The organism is Candidatus Gastranaerophilales bacterium, from assembly GCA_028693235.1.
Lineage (GTDB): Bacteria > Cyanobacteriota > Vampirovibrionia > Gastranaerophilales > Gastranaerophilaceae > JAQUVW01.
In genome coordinates this window covers 171222-190651 of record JAQUVW010000005.1, presented here as the reverse complement: position 1 = coordinate 190651, position 19430 = coordinate 171222, and the positions used below count along the sequence as shown (strand labels likewise).

20 protein-coding genes are annotated in these 19430 nt (G+C 31.9%); 6 read left to right on the top strand and 14 right to left on the bottom strand.

What is annotated here, in order from left to right:
- Positions 1 to 62: 62 nt before the first annotated feature.
- The 3 genes from PHV37_09880 to PHV37_09870 are packed head-to-tail and all read left to right on the top strand — an operon-like array spanning position 63 to position 1968.
- Complete coding sequence (locus tag PHV37_09880; GenBank protein ID MDD3238389.1) at positions 63 to 875, top strand: DNA adenine methylase; 813 nt, start codon at positions 63 to 65, stop codon at positions 873 to 875.
- Positions 865 to 1311, top strand: coding sequence for a phage virion morphogenesis protein (locus PHV37_09875; protein ID MDD3238388.1), 447 nt, complete (start codon positions 865 to 867; stop codon positions 1309 to 1311). Before PHV37_09880 ends, PHV37_09875 begins: the two co-directional genes overlap by 11 nt.
- A gap of 48 nt (positions 1312 to 1359) precedes the next feature.
- The gene (locus tag PHV37_09870) at positions 1360 to 1968 is read left to right on the top strand and encodes a hypothetical protein (protein ID MDD3238387.1); all 609 of its coding nucleotides are present in this window, start codon (positions 1360 to 1362) and stop codon (positions 1966 to 1968) included.
- A gap of 37 nt (positions 1969 to 2005) precedes the next feature.
- Here PHV37_09870 and PHV37_09865 read toward each other — a convergent pair whose 3' ends face one another.
- From PHV37_09865 to PHV37_09850, 4 genes are read right to left on the bottom strand one after another with little or no spacing between them, the layout of a single operon-like run.
- On the bottom strand, positions 2006 to 3421 hold the full coding sequence (locus PHV37_09865) for a hypothetical protein (GenBank protein MDD3238386.1): 1416 nt from the start codon (positions 3419 to 3421) through the stop codon (positions 2006 to 2008).
- A 10-nt stretch (positions 3422 to 3431) separates the two neighbouring features.
- Positions 3432 to 5135, bottom strand: coding sequence for a restriction endonuclease subunit S (locus PHV37_09860; GenBank protein ID MDD3238385.1), 1704 nt, complete (start codon positions 5133 to 5135; stop codon positions 3432 to 3434).
- Positions 5128 to 6759, bottom strand: coding sequence for a class I SAM-dependent DNA methyltransferase (locus tag PHV37_09855; protein MDD3238384.1), 1632 nt, complete (start codon positions 6757 to 6759; stop codon positions 5128 to 5130). The genes PHV37_09860 and PHV37_09855 overlap by 8 nt, the downstream gene beginning before the upstream one ends.
- Entirely contained in the window at positions 6756 to 9779 is a 3024-nt protein-coding gene (locus PHV37_09850; GenBank protein MDD3238383.1) for a DEAD/DEAH box helicase family protein, read from the bottom strand. Before PHV37_09850 ends, PHV37_09855 begins: the two co-directional genes overlap by 4 nt.
- Before the next feature lie 143 nt (positions 9780 to 9922).
- Here PHV37_09850 and PHV37_09845 point away from each other — a divergent pair, with 143 nt between their 5' ends.
- Complete coding sequence (locus PHV37_09845) at positions 9923 to 10333, top strand: hypothetical protein (protein MDD3238382.1); 411 nt, start codon at positions 9923 to 9925, stop codon at positions 10331 to 10333.
- Positions 10334 to 10335: 2 nt separating this feature from the next.
- On the opposite strand, the gene PHV37_09840 is transcribed toward PHV37_09845, so the two are convergent.
- The 4 genes from PHV37_09840 to PHV37_09825 all read right to left on the bottom strand — a co-directional run bounded on the left by PHV37_09840 (position 10336) and on the right by PHV37_09825 (position 13863).
- Positions 10336 to 12063: an ankyrin repeat domain-containing protein gene (locus PHV37_09840; GenBank protein ID MDD3238381.1), complete on the bottom strand. Its 1728-nt coding sequence runs from the start codon at positions 12061 to 12063 to the stop codon at positions 10336 to 10338.
- A 131-nt stretch (positions 12064 to 12194) separates the two neighbouring features.
- Complete coding sequence (locus tag PHV37_09835; protein MDD3238380.1) at positions 12195 to 12734, bottom strand: hypothetical protein; 540 nt, start codon at positions 12732 to 12734, stop codon at positions 12195 to 12197.
- A gap of 88 nt (positions 12735 to 12822) precedes the next feature.
- Positions 12823 to 13137: a TRL domain-containing protein gene (locus PHV37_09830; GenBank protein ID MDD3238379.1), complete on the bottom strand. Its 315-nt coding sequence runs from the start codon at positions 13135 to 13137 to the stop codon at positions 12823 to 12825.
- 252 nt (positions 13138 to 13389) lie between these two features.
- The gene (locus tag PHV37_09825) at positions 13390 to 13863 is read right to left on the bottom strand and encodes a hypothetical protein (GenBank protein MDD3238378.1); all 474 of its coding nucleotides are present in this window, start codon (positions 13861 to 13863) and stop codon (positions 13390 to 13392) included.
- Positions 13864 to 13924: 61 nt separating this feature from the next.
- Here PHV37_09825 and PHV37_09820 point away from each other — a divergent pair, with 61 nt between their 5' ends.
- Positions 13925 to 14179 (top strand): helix-turn-helix transcriptional regulator, encoded by a 255-nt coding sequence (locus tag PHV37_09820; GenBank protein ID MDD3238377.1) that lies wholly within the window; start codon positions 13925 to 13927, stop codon positions 14177 to 14179.
- A gap of 50 nt (positions 14180 to 14229) precedes the next feature.
- Here PHV37_09820 and PHV37_09815 read toward each other — a convergent pair whose 3' ends face one another.
- The 6 genes from PHV37_09815 to PHV37_09790 form a co-directional block, all read right to left on the bottom strand.
- A complete protein-coding gene (locus tag PHV37_09815; GenBank protein ID MDD3238376.1) occupies positions 14230 to 14514 on the bottom strand; it encodes a hypothetical protein in 285 nt (94 codons plus the stop codon).
- Positions 14515 to 14606: 92 nt separating this feature from the next.
- Positions 14607 to 14855, bottom strand: a complete 249-nt coding sequence (locus tag PHV37_09810; GenBank protein MDD3238375.1) for a hypothetical protein — start codon at positions 14853 to 14855, stop codon at positions 14607 to 14609.
- 40 nt (positions 14856 to 14895) lie between these two features.
- Positions 14896 to 15330 (bottom strand): regulatory protein GemA, encoded by a 435-nt coding sequence (locus PHV37_09805; GenBank protein ID MDD3238374.1) that lies wholly within the window; start codon positions 15328 to 15330, stop codon positions 14896 to 14898.
- A gap of 128 nt (positions 15331 to 15458) precedes the next feature.
- On the bottom strand, positions 15459 to 16337 hold the full coding sequence (locus PHV37_09800; protein MDD3238373.1) for an AAA family ATPase: 879 nt from the start codon (positions 16335 to 16337) through the stop codon (positions 15459 to 15461).
- Positions 16338 to 16345: 8 nt separating this feature from the next.
- Complete coding sequence (locus PHV37_09795) at positions 16346 to 18289, bottom strand: transposase domain-containing protein (protein MDD3238372.1); 1944 nt, start codon at positions 18287 to 18289, stop codon at positions 16346 to 16348.
- The gene (locus tag PHV37_09790; protein ID MDD3238371.1) at positions 18286 to 18486 is read right to left on the bottom strand and encodes a helix-turn-helix transcriptional regulator; all 201 of its coding nucleotides are present in this window, start codon (positions 18484 to 18486) and stop codon (positions 18286 to 18288) included. Before PHV37_09790 ends, PHV37_09795 begins: the two co-directional genes overlap by 4 nt.
- Before the next feature lie 243 nt (positions 18487 to 18729).
- Here PHV37_09790 and PHV37_09785 point away from each other — a divergent pair, with 243 nt between their 5' ends.
- On the top strand, positions 18730 to 19428 hold the full coding sequence (locus tag PHV37_09785) for a helix-turn-helix transcriptional regulator (GenBank protein MDD3238370.1): 699 nt from the start codon (positions 18730 to 18732) through the stop codon (positions 19426 to 19428).
- Positions 19429 to 19430 lie beyond the last annotated feature (2 nt).

The following is a 19430-nucleotide window of genomic DNA, read 5'->3' as shown; positions in this document are numbered from 1 at the left end:
GCGAACGGATTGGTAAAAAAGAATTAAAAGAGATTTAAAGCACATTTAAAAGGAGTTTAAAAATGACTATTGATACAAAACATTTATTAAATTGGGTCGGTGGCAAAAGATTGCTAAGAAAGACAATAGCCCCACTTATTCCGATTGATATAAAATCGTACATCGAGCCATTCGGCGGTGGCGGTTGGGTTCTATTTTACAAACCTCGCTGGGCTGATTTGGAAATATACAATGACTTAGATGGCAGGCTTGTAAACCTTTTCAGGATTGTAAAATACCATCCTGAAGCACTTAAAGAAGAACTCAAATATCTGCTTGGCTCAAGAGAAATGTTTGTAGAATTCTTAAATGCAACTCCTATCACAGATATCCAAAAAGCAGTGCAATTCTTGTTTTTAATCACTCGTTCTTTTGGTGGCAGAGGCGAAACATTCGGCACTGTTAAAAAATCATCTGGTGGCGCAAGCAAAAGCCAAACAAATATTTTATACAAAATCGACGCAATTCACAAAAGACTTGATAAAGTTTTGGTTGAGAACAGGGACTTTGAACGATTGATTAAACAATACGACCACGAAGATGCATTTTTCTATTGTGATCCTCCATACACATGCGGATGCGGTTATGAAGTAACCTCAACAGAAGGCTTTGCCCATGAAAAATTGCGAGATACTTTGAAAAATATCCAAGGCAGATTTTTACTTTCTTATGATGATTCTCCAAAAGTCAGAGAATTATACAAAGACTTTGAAATGATCGCAGTCGAAAGACTAAACGGTATCAATAATAAAACCGGCGACAGAAAAAATAAAATGTTCAAGGAGCTTTTGATTGCAAATTATCCAATCCAGGACCTACACAAAAATGCAGGATAATATTGAAATTAGAATTGATAACAAAGCCGTTGAAGAAACTCTTTTAAAGGTTGCGAGCAAATGCGAAGACATGAAACCTTTGATGAAAAATATTGCAGGAATTATGGCAAATGCCGTTGAAGAAAACTTTGAACAAGAAGGTCGACCTCACAAATGGCAGGAATTGGCAGAATCCACAATTAAAAAACGAAAGAAAACAAAGCACTGGCCCGGAAGAATTTTACAGGTGGAAGGACAACTGGCAACCTCTATTACCACACAGTACGACAACGAAAGTGCTGTTATCGGTTCTAATTTAGCATATGCAGCAATTCATCAACTTGGTGGACAAGCCGGCAAGGGGAAGAAAGTAACAACCCCTGCACGACCATATTTGAATTTAACTATATCAGAGTACAATGTGATTATTGATGAAACTGAAAAATATTTGCAATAAAATTTAATCAATGACTAATTATTATCTTCTTTTGTATATAATATGCGTATGAGAAAGTTAAATCTAGGAATTGTTGGCGTTTTAGTTCCGACAAAAAACGAGACAAAAGTAAATGATGAAATAAAAAAACTCAACGGTCAAACCTATTGGTTACCTTGGGGTTATAGGTTTGAAACGCTTGTTAAAGTATGTCAGCATTTATACAAGAATGGATATTGGAATTGCAGCTCTAAGAAGAATGATGATGGATCCCAATTTTTCATATATTCTACTGTTTCTGGTATGAGATTTCCTCTTGTATTTTTTCATCATGATTCAAAAAGTCAGGGCGGTAACGGCTTAATTTATTATAAATATGAAATTGATAAAGTAATTATTAGTAAAAATAATGCCATTACAATAAAGATGGATAATCTTGCATTTGATCCACTTCAGCCATTAAGTAAAGTGTGGTTTGGCATAACAAGAGTTTGTAGCCTCGAAAGAGAAGGTATTGATTTTGGATCATTTGATATCCATTCAGAAATAACCGGCAAACCTAAACGGCAAGTAAATAAAGCTAAAGATGCGGCTTATCTATATTATCAAGTATTACCTGTAGTAGAGCCTTATCATAAAGACGAAGACTCATCTTGTAATTGTCTAATATGCAGATAGAATATCAAAAAATAAATAATCACTTAAAGTAAAAAAATTAATTGTCAGACTGCTTTTTTAAATAATTAAGTTTTTCTTTTATTCTAGAATCTTCTTCAATCCTATATAATCTAATATCTTGTTCTAAAATAACGCTTGCTATATTTTTATACATTACATCGGTTATCTTAGGTTCTAATATCGCAACCATCTCTTTGTATTTATCAGAACATAGCAGATTTAATAGTTTATTTTTAATATTTGCATCTTGAAACGCTAAAAGTGCAGTAATAGATTCTGATTCTTTAAATTTAGATATTAGATCTTTATATACTATATTTCCTGCATTGCAAACGCCATTACCATTTGTTAAAAATACATCAACAAGCGTAAACACATATTCTTTTGCAATTACTTCAGGTATGTCAAAATTACCAACCATATTTTTTAATTCTAATGCAAAAGTAGGCTCTGAATAAAAATTACCCCATTCGTGATGTACTCTTTTTAAATTTTCTAAAACAGCCTTTATTTTACCTGCTTTAACATCTTTCGAAAGATAAGATAATCCTGATACTAAAGTTAAAAATCTTTCTGTTCTTGACATTTTTTCGTTTTCAATCGCAATAGAAAAACTTGAATATTTAAAGCCTATTTGTTTTCTTGTTTCCTCATCAACTCTTATCCATAGCGGACTAATAAGTTTTTCAATATTAGTTGTTGTATCTGGAGTAGTCTGCAAGTCAACATATATCCCAAATAGCCCTGAACATAGTGTGTTAACTTGATTTTGTGTAAAACTTTCGAATTGGGTTTTAATTAAATTTGCTTGATCATCACTGATAATATTTGATTTTATATTACAAAGAATTCTTTTTATGTCTGCGGTTTGTTGATTACCCTGAGACTTTATAAGGTTAATACAGGTATCTAAATATCCCAACATTTTGTATCCAGTTAAATCATAATTGTTTGGATGTGCTGCACTGACCCAATTTCTCATATATCTAATATGGTCTAATTCTTCATACGTAACTTTATCAATTAAATCTAATTTTTTACAGCCGTCCAACAATGTTTGATCACTTAAATTTTTCAAATCCTCTTCATCTTTAAATTTGGCTCTATCTTGTTCAGAAATAATATTTGAATAAAAATATTGTAAATCGTAAGATGCAATCCTTTTTCTTAATTCGATTATTGTTTCATCCCATAAATAATTTAAGGCAGCATCAAACAATCCGGAGAAGGATGCAACTATAAATTTAGACATATAAAAAGATGTAGGCAACTTATCAGCTGGGATTTTTGAAATAATATCGTTGACATTTTTTAAAACAGCGATTCTATCCTTTTCAGGAACTAAAAGATTCTCTGTTGGTAAGTTTACTTTGTTTAAGGCTGTTATTAAAAAATTATTAGTATCTCTAACGATTATTTCATTAGATTGTACGTTAACGATTTCATTCTCCATAAAAACTCCTTTAGCTTATATAAGGAACTTTGTATCCTAAAGTTTTTAACCTCATATTCATTGATGACGGTGCAACATTAAATTTTTTAGCTGATTTTTCTACAAACTTTTTGTCCAGAAATGAATTATCAGCAATATTTTCATCTTTTAAATATTCTAAAATACATTCTTCTGGCATTAAGATTTCGGCAGCTAAAGAATCAGCTTCAATCTCTTTCTCTTTAGGTAGAGAATGCTCATCTTTTCTTGCTACAGCTGCTTGTTTTACAAATTCAGGATGTAATACGGCGTGGGCTATTTCATGAGCAATCGAGAAACTATCTTGAGGCTCTCTTACTGCAATTTGCCATAATCCTTTTTCTTTATTAAAACTAATCTCAGCTTTTTTTACCGAATCATCTTTATATACAACCATATCATTTGATCTGGCGATAGATTCAATATCTATACATCTATTATTGTTATATTGATAAATAGCTTCCTCTATTAACTTATCTGAAGATAACGCCTCATTATTGCTAGTTTGCCCTAAATCTTTTTTAATCGTTATTTGTCCATTCATAAGCATTGGAAGTAAAAAATCTCTAAGTGCAGCTAGCTTAGAATCCTCTGCATTATTATTTTCAATTTTTTTGATAATAGGTTTTACTATATTGATAAATTTGTTCAAAATTTCATTTTCAGGAATTAAAAGATTTATTAATTTGATTGATTTAACGTTAAAACTCTTAAAAAATGCTCCACAATCTAAATTGCTTATAATTTGCTTTTCCATGTCAGTGCTACTAAAATACAATCTTAAGTAATAAGGGGATATATTTATAGGTCTAACGGCTGTAAAATTTCTGCCTAAAGCACATTTTATTTCTCCTGGTATTTTGCCAAAAGCACCAGCTCTGCCCGCATTGGTAAAAACAAAATCGTTCTCTTTAATTTCTATTTTTTTTGTCCAATTTATGTAATCTACTCCAGAAATATAATGTTTGTCTGTTACATCAATATATCCATTTTCTTGCAAGTTTTCTAATTGCAATAAATAAAATTCAGCTGATTCATAATTATAGTCTGGCTTTTTACTATGAAGGCAATCAATTATATTGCAATATTTTTGTATATTGTCAACTTTCCAACCTTTAGGAATTTCACGCTTAAGAGCTTCATTATATACCAAGTCGCCGCCAGCAGATTTATACGGTTTACCGTTTTTATCTGGAAAATCAAATTGAACAAACCAATACTCGTATAAAGTTTTAGCCATAGATTCAAGTTCTAAATTTATTTCTCTATTAATTTTAATTTTGTTATCAATGGCATATAAAAGGTTTGCAATCTTATCTTGAGAGTCTATAGATGGGACTAATATTGGTATTGAGTAATATGCACTATTTGTCATACTTGGTAGCGTTGAGCCTGTGTAAAGGGCCTCAAAATTCAAAGTTTTTAAATAATAAAAAAGAAAATAAGGGTTTATGAGGTGTTTATTTACAATAGACCAGTACATTGTATCAACGGTCCAGAATTTCCCCTCAACAAAAGAAATATTTTTAAGAGAGCCTTTCCTTGGTAAAAGTATTGAAACTCCATCATACAGATATTTGTTTACGGAAGTCATATACCCACCAGTTCCATATACAGGAATATCCCCTTCTTCTAAATTCCGGTAATCAGTACCATTCTTTATTTCAATTAAATCTTTTAGTAAAACCCTATTCATACAGTACTCCATCCAGTTGAATTTGTATTTTTTTCTGTAATTCATTTGATTCTACAAAATATTTATTTAGGTTTGATTTATAAGAGTCCATTTTTTCTTTAAACTCTTCATGAGTAATATCAATAGAGTCTATTTTTATCTCAAAATATTGTCCGGCACTAAAAGAATAGTTTTTTTTCTTAATAGTATCATAAGTTACAATAACTGATAAATCTTCAATTTCTTTTTGTTTCTTAAATATATTTATTATTTTTTGTTCTTCTTCATCAGATAGCACTGTTTTTTGATTTTTACCATCTTCTTTTATTTTTATTCCCAGTTTAGATGCATCAACTAAAATGACATTACCATCTTTATTTGTTTTATCAATAAATATAACTGAAACGTTAGTTCCTGTACTTGCGAAGATATTGCTAGGCATAGAAACTACACCTTTGAGCATTTTTTCGTCAACAAGTTTTTGTCTTATTTTTAGCTCTATTCCACTTTGTGCGGTAATAAATCCTGTAGGTACTACAACAGCTGCTTTACCTGTATCTTTAAGCGAATAAATAATATGTTGTAAAAACATTAAATAAATTGCCATAGATTCTTTTTTCTTATTTGGTACGTTTGGAATACCCGCAAAAAATCTTTCTTTATTTGCTTTTGTATCCAAATCATCCCTGTAATCACTAAAATCAAGTTTAAAAGGTGGATTAGAAACTACATAATCAAACTTTCTAAGCGTGTTATCATTTTCTTTGTGTTCTGGTTTCAGTATAGTGTTACCTTGTATGATATTTTGAATAGAATGTACCAAATTATTCAATATAAGGTTTAAACGCAGCATCCCTGATGATTTTTGGGAAATGTCTTGGGAGAATATAGAGCATTTATCTTCACCTATTTCGTGAGCTAAGCACATCAGCAAGGTTCCTGAACCTGCTGAAGGATCATAGCACTTTACATTGCTAACATTTTTATCAACAAGGATTTCAGCCATTACTCTTGCTACTGAATGAGGAGTATAATATTCTGCATATTTACCTCCACTATCAGTATTGTAGTCCTTAATTAAATATTCAAATATTGTAGCAAAGAAGTCGTATTTTTTGTTAAATACTGATTCGAAATTAAAATTTATTAATTTATTGATTAAAGCTCTAGCAAAATTATTTCTTTGAGACGGATCAGTTATAAAATTGGTCAATTCATCAAACAACGTAACCTTTGCTCCGCTTTCTGTTTTGACAGAAAATATATCTGTATTAAAAATGGCGATGTCTCTAAGGGTATCATCAAAAGTTTTTGCAAAATCGGCCTCATTTTGAATGCTATATAAATGAGACAAATAATGTTCTTTTTTAAGTTGAGCAGATGATTCAGGTAATTGCATCAAAAGTAATTCATATTCGTTATCTGAATATTTAGCAATTTCTTCTTCCCATTCATCAGCTTTTGCAAGCTTTTGGTCAATTTTTTTTACTTCATATCCAAACTTATCGTTTATAAATTTATATAGAAATATTTGAGTTATTATCTTAAATTCATTGCCATCATTACCTAATCCGAAATTGGCACAAGTGCTTTTTAGTCCATCAATTAATTCTTTGGTTTTTGTCGTAAAATCTTTATCTATCATGCACACTGTCCTTTGTATTCATTTAAATATTCTCGAGTTAGCTGATTGCTTATGTATTTAGCACTCTCTGCATCGAGATCTATATTCCTTTTTTTGAACTCTGTAAATACTAGTCTTAACACCATTTTAGCGAAATATGAATCACTTTCAAGTACGTTGTCGTTTTGTAACACTTTTTCATCGGTTTGTTCTTTAACGTCATTTAAAACGTCACAAATTTTAGACTCTTTTTGATTTAACGAACGTTCTTGCATAATACGCTTATGAACTCTGGCATATTTTTTATCATTATTATATTTGGCTTTTAGCAAATCATTTTTACGATTAAGTTCTTTTATTTTGTCGTAAATATCATTAAGAATGTCTATATTTTGTTTCATTTCATCCTGAGTAATTTCATCAAGATTTTTCTTTTTAAAAAGCCTTTCCAACTCGTCCTTTAAACTAATCCAAGCTGGATCTTTTTTATCAAAGCAACCACCTAACCCTTCACGAGTCCTTCTTAAAACATTTTTCAATTCATCGGCTAATATCAGTTCTGCTTCACTAAGTTTGCGAAAAGTAAAAAGCGCATCTTCCATAGCTACATTTAAAAGTTGGGTAGTATCAATGCCCTTCTCAATTGCTTCTTTTCTATTAATGAGAATAATATGGTTTTCTACTTCTCTCAATAGTTCTCTGAATTTTCGGAAGTCAATTTTTCTGATAAGATCCTCATATTTAAGTGAATTATCATCATTTTGAGTGTATCTAATGAGGTTATAAAGCTCTTTTGCTGTTTGAAGAGCCTTCCTAATCGAAAGCAATTCGGTTTTATCGCTTATTTGTGATATTTCTTGTGAAAATACTTCACTATTGGTTGTTGTGTAATTCCACAGAGTTTCTTTAATTTCTTCAATTTCCTGTTCAATTTCATCAGCGGATTTAAATAAATTAGAGTAGCTGTCTATTTCATCACCAAGCTCGCCTTGCAACTCGTCCCAATATGCTTTATTTGCTTTATCAAACTCTTTTTTAATATCAGCAAAGTCAACAACATAACCATACTTAAAGCCTTTATAAGGCCTATTAACTCTAGTGAGAGTTTGCAATAAGTTATGAGCTTTTACTTCTCTGTTCAAATATAATTTCTTGAGTCTTGGAGCATCAAAGCCAGTTAATAACATATTATAGACAAATAATAAGTCTATATTGCAGGCTTTAAAATCATCAACCTCGTCTTTTCGATCTTCTTTTGTGCCGATATCATGCAGAATTAGTGCTGAAGTTTTTATAGCACTATCGGGATTATTTTTATATTTATGCTCAAAAAATTCTTGTAACATTTTTGCTTGTCCAGAACTATGACATACGACCATTCCACCAAGAGTACTATCATTATGCATTATTCTACTACTTGTTAAATCATCTACGATATAATCAAGCATAGGCTCTACAAATCGTTTATGAGCATAGATTTGTTTGTCATCGATATCACCTTCTTTTATTGTGATTTTTTGAAGAATATCTTGCATTTGAAGCTTATATTTCGTTTCTATATTTTCTCTCATCAGTCTTAACGTATAGCCATCCGCAATGGACGCATTATAGTAGTATTTATGTATATAATCGCCCCAAATTGTTGTAGATTTTTTCTTCCCTATCAATGGAGTTCCTGTAAGCGAAATAAAAATTGCATTAGGGTCAGAATTAACGAGATTTACGAGGAAGCTACCTTTAGGATCATAGCTTCTATGAGCCTCATCAATAAAATAAATTCTTTGCGTTTGAATATTATAATCACTAGAAGTAGCTGCTTTTGAATCTTCACTGAATTTCTGAATATTTATAACAGTTATCTCATTTTTACCAGAGTCGTTACTAATAGAAGCTGGATTTTTAATATCAGTTACAAAGTCCTCTCTAGAATTGACGGTATGAACTTTTAAGCCTCTGCTTGTAAATTCTCTGCAGGCTTGATTTCTTAAATCTAGCCTATCAACAATAAAATAGAATTTAGGTATGATTTTTTTCTTTGCATAATACTGAGTAAGCCAATTAACATTGTAAAAGCTTAGTGCAGTTTTGCCGCTTCCTTGGGTATGCCAAATAATTCCTTTTTTAGTCCCTTTTTCTAGTTCATCCTGAATAGCTTTAGAAGCAAAAAACTGAGGATACCTCATTATATGCTTTTCTAAACCTTTTTCTGTTTCAACATAAGCAATTGCATACTTCAGGAATTGTTTAAGTCGTTCTTTTGAAAACAAAGAAATTATTAACCTATTCGTTGGAGTATTTTCATTTTTGTTTGTTATGAATTCAGGAGAATTCTTTAATGTTGGTTGGTTATTATCCTTTAAAATAAAGTTTTCAGTATCTTGTTTTTCCGAATCCATTATGAATCTAAGTTCTTCAGGTCGCTCTTCTTTAAAGCAGTTAAAGAAAGCTTTAGAAGTTGATGTAGATGAATAATAAGCTCCTTGAATAGGCACTATCGACTCATCATCATATTCCATATTATTTGAGAACATTAGAATTTGAGAAATATTTATAAATTTTCTGAATTTCTTGTTTTTAAAGCGAACATTTATTCTATCACGTTCAGCCAATACGCCTTCTCTGTTATTTGGCTTTTTAACTTCTATAAAACAAAGCGGCATACCATTTATTAAAATTGTTATGTCAGGTCTAAACTCATCATCACCATTTTTACAAGTTAATTCTGTAACGACATGAAATTCATTGTTTGAGAAATTTTCAAAATCTATTAGATTAATCCCTGATGATGAAGTCAATCTTTCATAAAAGGCTTTCCCGAGATCTTCATAGTCAAGCATTAATGAAATGTCTTTATAAAGTTTATCTATATCCTCGTCTTCAACATTATTATTTATTTTTCTTATGCTATCTTTGAAGATATCAGTAAAAATATTAGTTTCTATATCCCATTTTGCACTTTTCAATGACAAATATTTATATCCTAATCTTGTTAAAGTTAAGATTGCAGGTATTTTTACTCTTGTATCTTCATTAAAAGCCATAAAACCACTTCGCCATACTACTGAACTTAAAAATTATATCACAAAAAACGGATACACTATTTCATGTTAAGTCCTGTAATAATTGAGTATTGGTGCATATTTTTGATGTAATATTATGTTGTTATTAATAACTTGGAGGGCCTATGTATAAGAAAATATTAACCATATTTATTTTTATATTAATTGCAAATTCAGCCTTTGCTGTTAATTCTTACAACCAATATGGATCTAAAACAGGTTCTTACAAAGAGACTTCAAGTGGATATAATTCTTATGATCAGTACGGCTCTAAAACTGGCTCATACAAGCAATCATCTTCAGGATACAACACATACAACCAATATGGTTCTAAAACAGGCTCTATAAAACAAACCTCAAGCGGATATTCAACATATAATCAATATGGTTCAAAAACTGGTAGCTATAAAAAGACTTCTTCAGGCTATACAAGCTATGATAAATATGGAAACAAAACAGGTTCATTTAAAACTGATTCATCAGGAAGAACCACGGAATATAATAAATACGGCAGTAAAGTTGGTAGCTACAGATAAAATTATTGTGTTTGTTTTAAATCAAAAACCAATTTTTCAAGCTCCGTTTTTTGCGTTGCTGTATAAGCATTCCCTGATATTCTTGTAGCTTTTCTTGCCCATTTTAAGGCTTGTTTTAAATATCTTTTGTCCTTACTTGCATAATATAAATATTCATTGGCATAAGAAATATACAAAGCTGGAACATAGTTTAGATTATTTTGATCGTGAGCTTGTTCGAAAAATTTTATGGATTCGGTCATATTATTATTACAATATGAAAGATAACCTAATCTAATATTTCTCTCATAATTATTTTCTGTCGAATATTTGCTAACAATAAAATCTTTAGGCTTATTAAGAACCACCGTTTTTTTATCCATTGATTTACTAGCAGTTAAAACAGGTGAATTATAAATATTGCAATTACCTTGTGCTTTTAGCGTATTTGCATCTGTATAAAAAGTTTCTTTTGTAATTTCAATTTGCCTTAAATTTAAAGGCGGATGCGTGCTTCTTTCAGTATAAACATTAGGGAGATTTGATAAAAATTCTAATGCCTCATTCCCTTTGTTGACATTATATCCAGCTCTTGTCATTAATTTTACTGCCTCTTTATCGGCTTGATATTCTAAATCCCTTTCTTGCTTATATATATTATCAATTATTTTTTGATTTGCCCATGCATTCATACTATATCCCAAGTACGCGACATCATTTCCGAGTGCAGCAGTCCGATTTCCATAAACATTATTCCAGTTACTCATTTGTCGGTGTTCCTCCGATTTGGTTCTTGAAACATTTGTCTGTGCTTGTATCTGCTGTATTTTTGCATTATTCTCTAAAGATATTTGATGATGCCCCAATAAAAAATGAGATAATTCATGAGAAATAATAAATGCAATAGCATCTTCATTTTGATAAAGAGAATCATATAGTGAGCTATTAATTATCAATAAGTTTGCACTGGATGCAGAAGCATTAACCTCCTCTGGATCCAGATTAAAACCAAATCGCCAATTTTGATACTCTAAATTATTTGCTCTAACAATTTTTTCAAACACTCTATATGTGGCATATTGTTCCTGCGACAACTGCTTTTTTATTTGTTCATATTCTCTATTATCTTTTTCTATTTTTCTTGCTAGCTGGTCTTTTGAAATTGTTGGGGTGGTTTGTAAAATAATTAATTCAGGGTCTTTTTTTGCAATATCAAGTAAAACACTCCCTGTTAGTTTGTCTTCGACTTTAACTTCATTTGCCAATTCAGCTTGTATTATTTCTATAACTTCAATATTTTTCTTTTTATCCGCAAGCTGAAGTGGGGTATATCCTGAATTTGATTTCTTTATATCTGCACCATAATCTATAAGCTGTTTTACGGCATAAGCATTTTTCCTGTTTATTGCGTAGTTTAATTGTGTCCAGCCTGCATAAATTGTATTAGGGTCTGCTCCCGCTTTAAGTAACAAATCTAAGCTTTTATTTTGATTATACTTAATTGCAGTTGTTATTGCAGGCTCTCCACCAAATTTTGTATTAGGCGATATTCCAGCTTTTAAAAATTTTTCTACGCAAGCATCATTTCCTTTTTGAATGGATAAAGAAAAATTGTATGGAGTAATTTTTATGTTTTCAGCTTGCAGCTGCTCTATATATTTTGCTTGCTCTGGTGTCGGTTCTTCTACCTTTGCCAAAGAAATAGACTGTGCGAATGATAATAAAAATATAGCAATAATAATTTTTTTCATAATCTTATCCTTTACAATTTGCGAAACGGAAGGTGTTATAAGTTATAACGTAGTTATAATGAGTGTTTTAAGGTTTTTGTTTGCTTTGTATGCTTATTTTAGCTGTCGTATATCGGTGGCTGGATTTAATTCTAGTCTTCTTCTACCAAGCCTAATTTATTTTTTAATTCTGCCAATTCCTGCTCGTCTGTTGTCGGTGTGATTTGTTCATCATAATAATCTGCTATTTTTTTATTACAATTCATTTTAAATTTAAATGGTTTAATAATCGAGAATAAACTATGTAATAAAACTGTTAATACCCAAATGGCTAAAAACATTTGAGCTACCAAAGCAAAGAACAATCTAGGATTTAAGTCGGTTGGAATATAGTCATTAAAAATATAAATTAAAGCTGTTGTCAGAGTTGCAATTAGCAAAGCAAAATAGTCTTTTAAGATTTTAGAAAAACTATCGTTAGCAAATTTTTCTTTGTAATAACTAAGTATATTGCCGACTGCAAGCAAAATAAATAAACAAAAAAGAGTGCCAATGTAAATTAAAGATATATCTATTATGCTTAAATAGTAATACTTTGAAATAATAAAAGGCAAAGCAAATGCTGATATTATAGCTGAAAATATTAGCTTAACTTTTTCTTGTATAATTATTTCTAAAAAATCTTTAAACACTGGCTACTCCTTTGCTCCTAAACACTGTACATGCCAGCCCCGACGCCATTAATAGCATTGCCAAAATAAGAAACTGCTTATTCATAATTTATTCCCCATATACTCTTGTAGTTCGTTTCTCATATATAACAAGGAATTTTTCTATTTCTTGGTCTATATAATTAACTTTTTTAATATTGCCGTTCTCAATGGCTTTTTTTATTCCTGCATCCCCGCTCGTTACTAACCTAAGAACATTTACGGATTTTGATACCCCCATTTTTGATGAGTTCCCAACACCTTCTGATGTTATATAAACTGGCTCTGTGGTCTTCATCCATAACAATCCTCTTGTATTAGATGAAGCAAAAACAGAGGGGGAATTCACAAGTAAAATAATGAGAATTAAAAATATCTTTTTCATTTAAACTCCTTTCCATACTTTTTGTATTTATTTTTCGACGTTTCTTGAATGTCTTTACATGCAAGTTTTTATAACCAAAGATACGACAAATGTACACTAGAGCTTATCATACCATATGTGCTATAATCCTTTTTAATAAAATTTTCATATTACACAGACCTACAAATTCTTTTACCATAAAATATGCTTATTTATTTTATATTATCACAAGCATATCGTTATATATTTTATATTAAAATTTATGACAAGATGCTATTTCCTGTGGCATTTGCACTCAGGATTGGAGCATTGTCCGTTTTTTAAATGTAGTATTGCAGGTGTCACATATTCAACATCAAAATTGTACTTTTGTGCCAGGGCTTTAACTCTTTTGTAGTAAACCATTTGCTTTTGCGGGTATTCTAAAATCAGAACAACTTTTGCCCTCTTTCCTGTCATTAATTGATAGTGCAGAGCCTGTCCGATGCTCTCGGCCCATTTATTTGCAAAATCAAATTCAACTGCATTTGTGGAGGTTAAGCAATCAACCCTTGTGAAATCCTTGTTTTCATACTCTGTAACTCCACCATGAGCACTGCACCAGGCGTTTTGATATGATGCTTCATTATGCTGATGTTTTACAAATTTATAGCCATCGCTTGTTGTGCCGTAATCAAATGCCACTGCCAGAGCTGATATTGGACTCATAATAGTTATTAATAGTATTGAAATTAAAGTTCGTTTCATAGCACCAATCTATTACATACGTGTAATGAATATAATTTAATTTACATCTAACATTACATATATGCAACAGAATGATAAAGAAAATTTAAAAAAGTTAGGTTTAAAGATAAAAGAACTGCGTTTAGCTAAATCAAAATCTTTAAACGAATTTGTTTTAGCTAAAGGTTTTGTAACTACCGCTACATGGAGCAGGGTTGAAAACGGATTATTTGATTTAAAATTTTCAACATTATTGAGAATTGCATATATGTTGGATGTTAGGGTTGAAGATTTACTCAAAGAAATTGATTTTGATTACAGTTTTACTGATGAATAGTTTGTATTATTTGAATATGAATTTCAATATCAACCTGATTAAATAACTGACTAATCATTTCTTTTTCTTGCTATACGGTAGATATAGCCTTCTGACAAGTCGCACATCATTGCAAGTTCATAACGAGATTTTTTAGTGCCGTCATAGTGCTGTTTTACATAGTCAATTTTTGCTTGTAGAGTGGCGTTTTTTGGTACAGAAATAATAATCCCCGGAAGTTCGCACATCATTTTTATGGTTGCATCCAATCCTATAACTGCAGCCATAATCTTTAAATCTTCATTTGGAAGATTTTCTATTGTGATATTTTCAGTCCAAGGTTTTTTACAATCCAAAAGTATCCTCACTTTTTTTGTACCGGTCTCATCAGTTAACGCATTACGTTAATACAAGAGGCTTGCAGGTGTTAGCCTCTTGTTTCGACCTTTTAAGCGCTTACAAGCGATGGCATTTTCATGTCACTGAACATTGAAATTTCATTAATCATTTTATTCAAAATCATTATTTGGGCTTCAAGCATTTTGCAGGTCATTCTGCGTTCATACTTGCATTGCCAGTCGCCATCATCAAGTGAGCTGTTGGCAAAGTCTATTTTTGCTACGGTTAAATCGCTCTCAAGGCTTGCCACCTGTGATTTCATCATAAGGATGATGTTGTTTTGCATTTTTGATTCCATTGGTTTCTCCTTTTCTTTTTCTCTACATTTTAAAAGCCGTTTAAAGGGCATTTAAATACTTTTTAACTTTGATTTTTTCTAATACTGCAATAATTTTTCCTGCTTTGATTTTTGTAATGAAGCGTATATCCTCGATATGAAACTGTTTTTTGATGAATCTTCTCAACGATTTTTTAGCAGAATCTTTATCCATATTTCGGTGCATATCTTTCCATACAACTTCAATTTTTCTGAGCTGTGCCGGCGATGCCATTAAGCTGTCCCTGGATTTAAAATCATCATATTTCTTGTGGCTATTGCCTTTCAGGTTTACTTTATCCTCAAGAATTTCTATAAAAATCTGAGCTTCAGTTTCTGTAAGGTTTTTAGAGCTACAGACGCCAAAACTTTGTAGCATATCTCTGTAAAGTTCTTCTTCCAACCCGAGGATATTTTTCAGCGTATGGATTTTCTTAATTTGAATAAAATTGCTCATAATAGCCCTCCGTTTGTAGCTTTCTGCCTTGATGAATTCCGCACTGAACGCCTAGGACAAAGATTGCTAGAACTATCAGTGAAATATGTAGTATTCGTTCAAATTTTGTATAGTCTTCCATCTTGCCCTCACATTATTATTTGGCTGATACTAGCCTGCAAAACATCTTCATTCACTTCCATATTGTTGATTTCGGCAATACGAACGGCTCTGACTAATAACTTGGTCAAAACTCTTGTGTTTCCTGCACAATAATCAGAAAGTGTTGAAAAAACTGATTTGTAATTGGGCAAAATTGAAGATATTATCGCTTTTTTATCTTCATCACCCAATGAATTCAAGCGAGTTGCGATTCCGACTCTTGAATAAAGCTGTGCATACTGTCTTTTTTCGCCTTTAAGGTTCATAATTAGGCGTGGCATCCCGACAAGTAAAATCCCGACTCGAGCCTTGTCGTAGATTCTTCTTAAAAGTTCAAGCGACTTGTACGGCAAGTGTTCAGCTTCATCGATAATAATCAGACGGCCCGATGCTTTTAATTTATCAATAATGTCTAAAAACATTCCGTGAATAGTGCCACAGCCGTCAAAGCCTAGCTTTTTATGAATCTCTGAGAATAATACTTTTGGAGTGTAGCCCAAATCTGCTTCGATTAAGATTACATCGGTATTGTCGATTGCATAGCGTTTAACTGCATAAGTTTTACCGATTCCTGCATCACCGCAGCACACGCCGATTTCATTTTCAACGTGGCATGTTTTTGCAATATCGAAAACATCATCTACAATTGATGTTCTGACGAAATCTACACGGATTCTGCCTTCTCTCAATTTTTCAATTTCGATAAAATTTGCGACTGCATCATCAATTTTTTTCACGTTGCCTTTGTAGTTATTATTAATCCAAAGGTGCAAAGTGGCATTTGACACGTTTATAGCCTTTGCCGCATATGAAACAGCGTATTTTTTCTTTTTTAATAATTCTTTTAATTCTTCTACTAAGCTCATTTCCCCTCCTACATAGCCCTTTTCGCCATATCACGCTTTTTCTCAGTTTCTGTGAGATAAAGTTTTTCTTTTTCTTTGATTGGCGTTAAATATTTTGTGGCTTTAAAAGTAGATTTTTTCTCGCTTTTAACCACTTTATCCATTTTTGTATTAGTAATTTTTGAAATCTTAGGATTGCTTTCAAAATCAGTTTTCGATAATCCGCTTTTCAAGTTGTTCACAATTTCTGCATTTGTCGGATTATACTTGCATTTGATGTACGATTTTAAAACTTTTTTCTCTTTGTTTTTTGCCTCAATTGCTTTTTTGTACTGAGCTTTTTCAATATTAGTTTTTGCCATAAATGAAACGGCTTGGTTTGCGTTTGCCATACCTAAATATTCTTCTGTTGCCGCATCAAACACCCACGCTTCCTGGAATGCGTTAATATCTCTTCTCAGGTAGACTTTTGTGCCTTTTTTAGCAATCATCCACTCATCCCAATATGTAATTTGTAGTTGAGAATCATAAACGCCGTTTCTGCCGATTGAAACATCTTTTGAAGTTCGCATACAGAAGAGCTTAAGTGCATCTTTGCTGATTATTTTCTTAACAGAATACTCTTCAGCCCATAATTCATCAGGGCATTTACCTTGCAGCACCTTGCCGTTTGATGGCATTTTATTCAGAACATTGGTGATAAAATCGTCAAATATTGTTTTAAATTCTTCAAATGGCATTATCTGCTCATTTTTTATTTCAGTTTTTAATTTTTCAGGTCTTTCTGTAATTTTTCCACCACGGTAGCCGACCATATGTTTTGAAAGGTATGTTTTTACTTTTAGAAAATCTCTTTCAATCGGCTTGGTTTGTGCGTTATACGGCAATGCAAAATGCACGTTTATTCCTAAGTTTTTCATCAAAGAATTTTCTTTTGATGTATTATGCGCCACTTTTATTGCACCGCTTCTCCCACCTGCAAAGTCTTTACAGCGATAATCTTTACCATTATCGAGATAAACATCATTTGGCAATCCAAAAGAAAGAACGCCGTAATAAAATGATTGAAAAATATGGTCAGAGTTCGGGCTTTCAGCGTGTAAAAACCATCCCAACCATTTTGCAGATTTAATATCTCTGAAAACAGTTACCCAAGGGAAACAAACGCTTCCGTTAAAATTCACCGCAACATCAATTTGTGCGTGATCAGATACCCAAAAACTTCCGGCGGTGATGTTTGAATAATCTCTTGGAATATATGAAGCATATTTTTTATTCCAAGCGGCTTCACCGTATCTTGCAAGAAAAATTGCTTGCTCTGGTACTTCTTTTCTTAGTCGTCTGTCAAAAGTTCTGCAAGAAGGAAAGTTTGCAATTTCTACATCATCAGTTTCTTTTGCATATCCCAATGTAATTCTCCAACAAGAATTTGCCGATGGAGCCCCTTCTTTTAAATAAAGGCTTTTATAGTATTCATAATATTCTTCTTTAATGACTTTTTTATTAATCGAATTGCCATTTTTTGAAAGAAGAGCAGAAATTCCGAATTTTTCATATTTCATTCTTGCTTCATGTATTCTTGTGTAGCTTGAAGCTTTCTCCGGATACTTTTTGTTCCATACCTGCAAAAATGCATTAATCTGAGAATGCGTCATTTTTTTAGTAATAGAAATCAACTCTAAATATTTGTCAGCTTGTTTTCTAGCCCACGCCGGAGCAAGTGAGTAGCCATCAATATCACCAGTATCAATTATTAATTCAGAAGGTTCTGCATTTTTTTCAAAATAAATCTCTTGAACTTTTTGTGGCAAAGCTGATAAGAGTACCGAATACGTTACAAATTTGCCACTACGCTCAGACTTAGATGTATATTTTTGAGATTTACATTTACGTCTTACGGTTTCTTTTGTTTCACCGGTAAGACTGCATACGTTTTCAATCTCTAACCATATATTTTCAGCCTGAATCTTCAAAGAGTCACTCCTTTGAAGTCTTCAAGACTAACATTTTCTTTGAGCCATTCGTTAAATTTTTTATTTTTTCTTTGTCCTGAAACAAGCATACTTATGTAGCTTTCAGAAAAACCAAGAGTCTTTGCAGCTTCACGTTGGGTGATTCCAAGTCTTAATAGTGCTATTTTATATTTCATACTGATTAAATTCTTACTCATTTTCCCCTACTCGAATACTGCACGATATTTCATAGGATATGACAATTCGTGCAGTAGGTCAAGGGGAATTGATAAACTGTGAAACTCTTTACAAAAAGACTAAGAAAGCAAATTGCCTCTAAAATAGTATTGATAATGTAATGAAGTATTGTGCATTTATTAAGAACTATTACACAATATTTCAGAAGAGGGTTGAAAAAATGTGCATTTTGTGAAATACTTTACAAAAAAGGAATGTGTAAAATGTCAAACTTGCAATACAGAATTAAAAAAGCAAGAACTGAACATGGATTATCCGTGGAAGAAGTTTCTAAAAAACTTGCAGAAAATGGCATAAAAGTATCTGCAAGAACTATCTATTCCTACGAATTAAACGAAAGACAGCCAAGTGTTTTGTATCTGCAAGCACTTGTTGACTTATTGGAAGTGAATCCTGATTGGTTATTAAGCGGAAGAGGAGATGTTTTTCCATCTGAAACTTCATCGGCAGCTCTGCCTGCAAATGTTGATTTATCACAAATGGTGTTTTTACCTTTAATAAACATGGCGGCATCCGCAGGTTATGGTTCATTAATCCAAGAAAGAGAATTAACAAAAGATTTTATAGCATTTGCACAAAAATGGCTTACGGATATAACAGTTGCATCGCCAAAGCACCTTATGGTTTTTACCGTAAAGGGTAATTCTATGGCAGGCGAAATCAATGACGGCGACTTGATTATTGTAAATGAAACAATGAACGATTTATCAAATGATGGAACATACGTTGTGAGTATTGACGACAAATTATACGTTAAACTCCTGCAAAGAATCCCAGGCAACAAAGTTCAGGTTGTTAGTAAAAACCAAGAATACTCACCATTCACAGTAGATTTAGAAACTGAACACTTTAAAATAATTGGTAAAGTTATATGGTCGGGTGGGAAAAAAGACAGGTATTAAAT

What these genes read in the sequence shown, in the direction of transcription:
- PHV37_09880 (MDD3238389.1), top strand. Translation starts at nt 63, where the DNA reads ATGACTATTGATACAAAACATTTATTAAATTGGGTCGGTGGCAAAAGA.
- PHV37_09875 (MDD3238388.1), top strand. Translation starts at nt 865, where the DNA reads ATGCAGGATAATATTGAAATTAGAATTGATAACAAAGCCGTTGAAGAA.
- PHV37_09870 (MDD3238387.1), top strand. Translation starts at nt 1,360, where the DNA reads ATGAGAAAGTTAAATCTAGGAATTGTTGGCGTTTTAGTTCCGACAAAA.
- PHV37_09865 (MDD3238386.1), bottom strand. Translation starts at nt 3,421, where the DNA reads ATGGAGAATGAAATCGTTAACGTACAATCTAATGAAATAATCGTTAGA.
- PHV37_09860 (MDD3238385.1), bottom strand. Translation starts at nt 5,135, where the DNA reads ATGAATAGGGTTTTACTAAAAGATTTAATTGAAATAAAGAATGGTACT.
- PHV37_09855 (MDD3238384.1), bottom strand. Translation starts at nt 6,759, where the DNA reads ATGATAGATAAAGATTTTACGACAAAAACCAAAGAATTAATTGATGGA.
- PHV37_09850 (MDD3238383.1), bottom strand. Translation starts at nt 9,779, where the DNA reads ATGGCTTTTAATGAAGATACAAGAGTAAAAATACCTGCAATCTTAACT.
- PHV37_09845 (MDD3238382.1), top strand. Translation starts at nt 9,923, where the DNA reads ATGTATAAGAAAATATTAACCATATTTATTTTTATATTAATTGCAAAT.
- PHV37_09840 (MDD3238381.1), bottom strand. Translation starts at nt 12,063, where the DNA reads ATGAAAAAAATTATTATTGCTATATTTTTATTATCATTCGCACAGTCT.
- PHV37_09830 (MDD3238379.1), bottom strand. Translation starts at nt 13,137, where the DNA reads ATGAAAAAGATATTTTTAATTCTCATTATTTTACTTGTGAATTCCCCC.
- PHV37_09825 (MDD3238378.1), bottom strand. Translation starts at nt 13,863, where the DNA reads ATGAAACGAACTTTAATTTCAATACTATTAATAACTATTATGAGTCCA.
- PHV37_09820 (MDD3238377.1), top strand. Translation starts at nt 13,925, where the DNA reads ATGCAACAGAATGATAAAGAAAATTTAAAAAAGTTAGGTTTAAAGATA.
- PHV37_09810 (MDD3238375.1), bottom strand. Translation starts at nt 14,855, where the DNA reads ATGGAATCAAAAATGCAAAACAACATCATCCTTATGATGAAATCACAG.
- PHV37_09805 (MDD3238374.1), bottom strand. Translation starts at nt 15,330, where the DNA reads ATGAGCAATTTTATTCAAATTAAGAAAATCCATACGCTGAAAAATATC.
- PHV37_09800 (MDD3238373.1), bottom strand. Translation starts at nt 16,337, where the DNA reads ATGAGCTTAGTAGAAGAATTAAAAGAATTATTAAAAAAGAAAAAATAC.
- PHV37_09790 (MDD3238371.1), bottom strand. Translation starts at nt 18,486, where the DNA reads ATGAGTAAGAATTTAATCAGTATGAAATATAAAATAGCACTATTAAGA.
- PHV37_09785 (MDD3238370.1), top strand. Translation starts at nt 18,730, where the DNA reads ATGTCAAACTTGCAATACAGAATTAAAAAAGCAAGAACTGAACATGGA.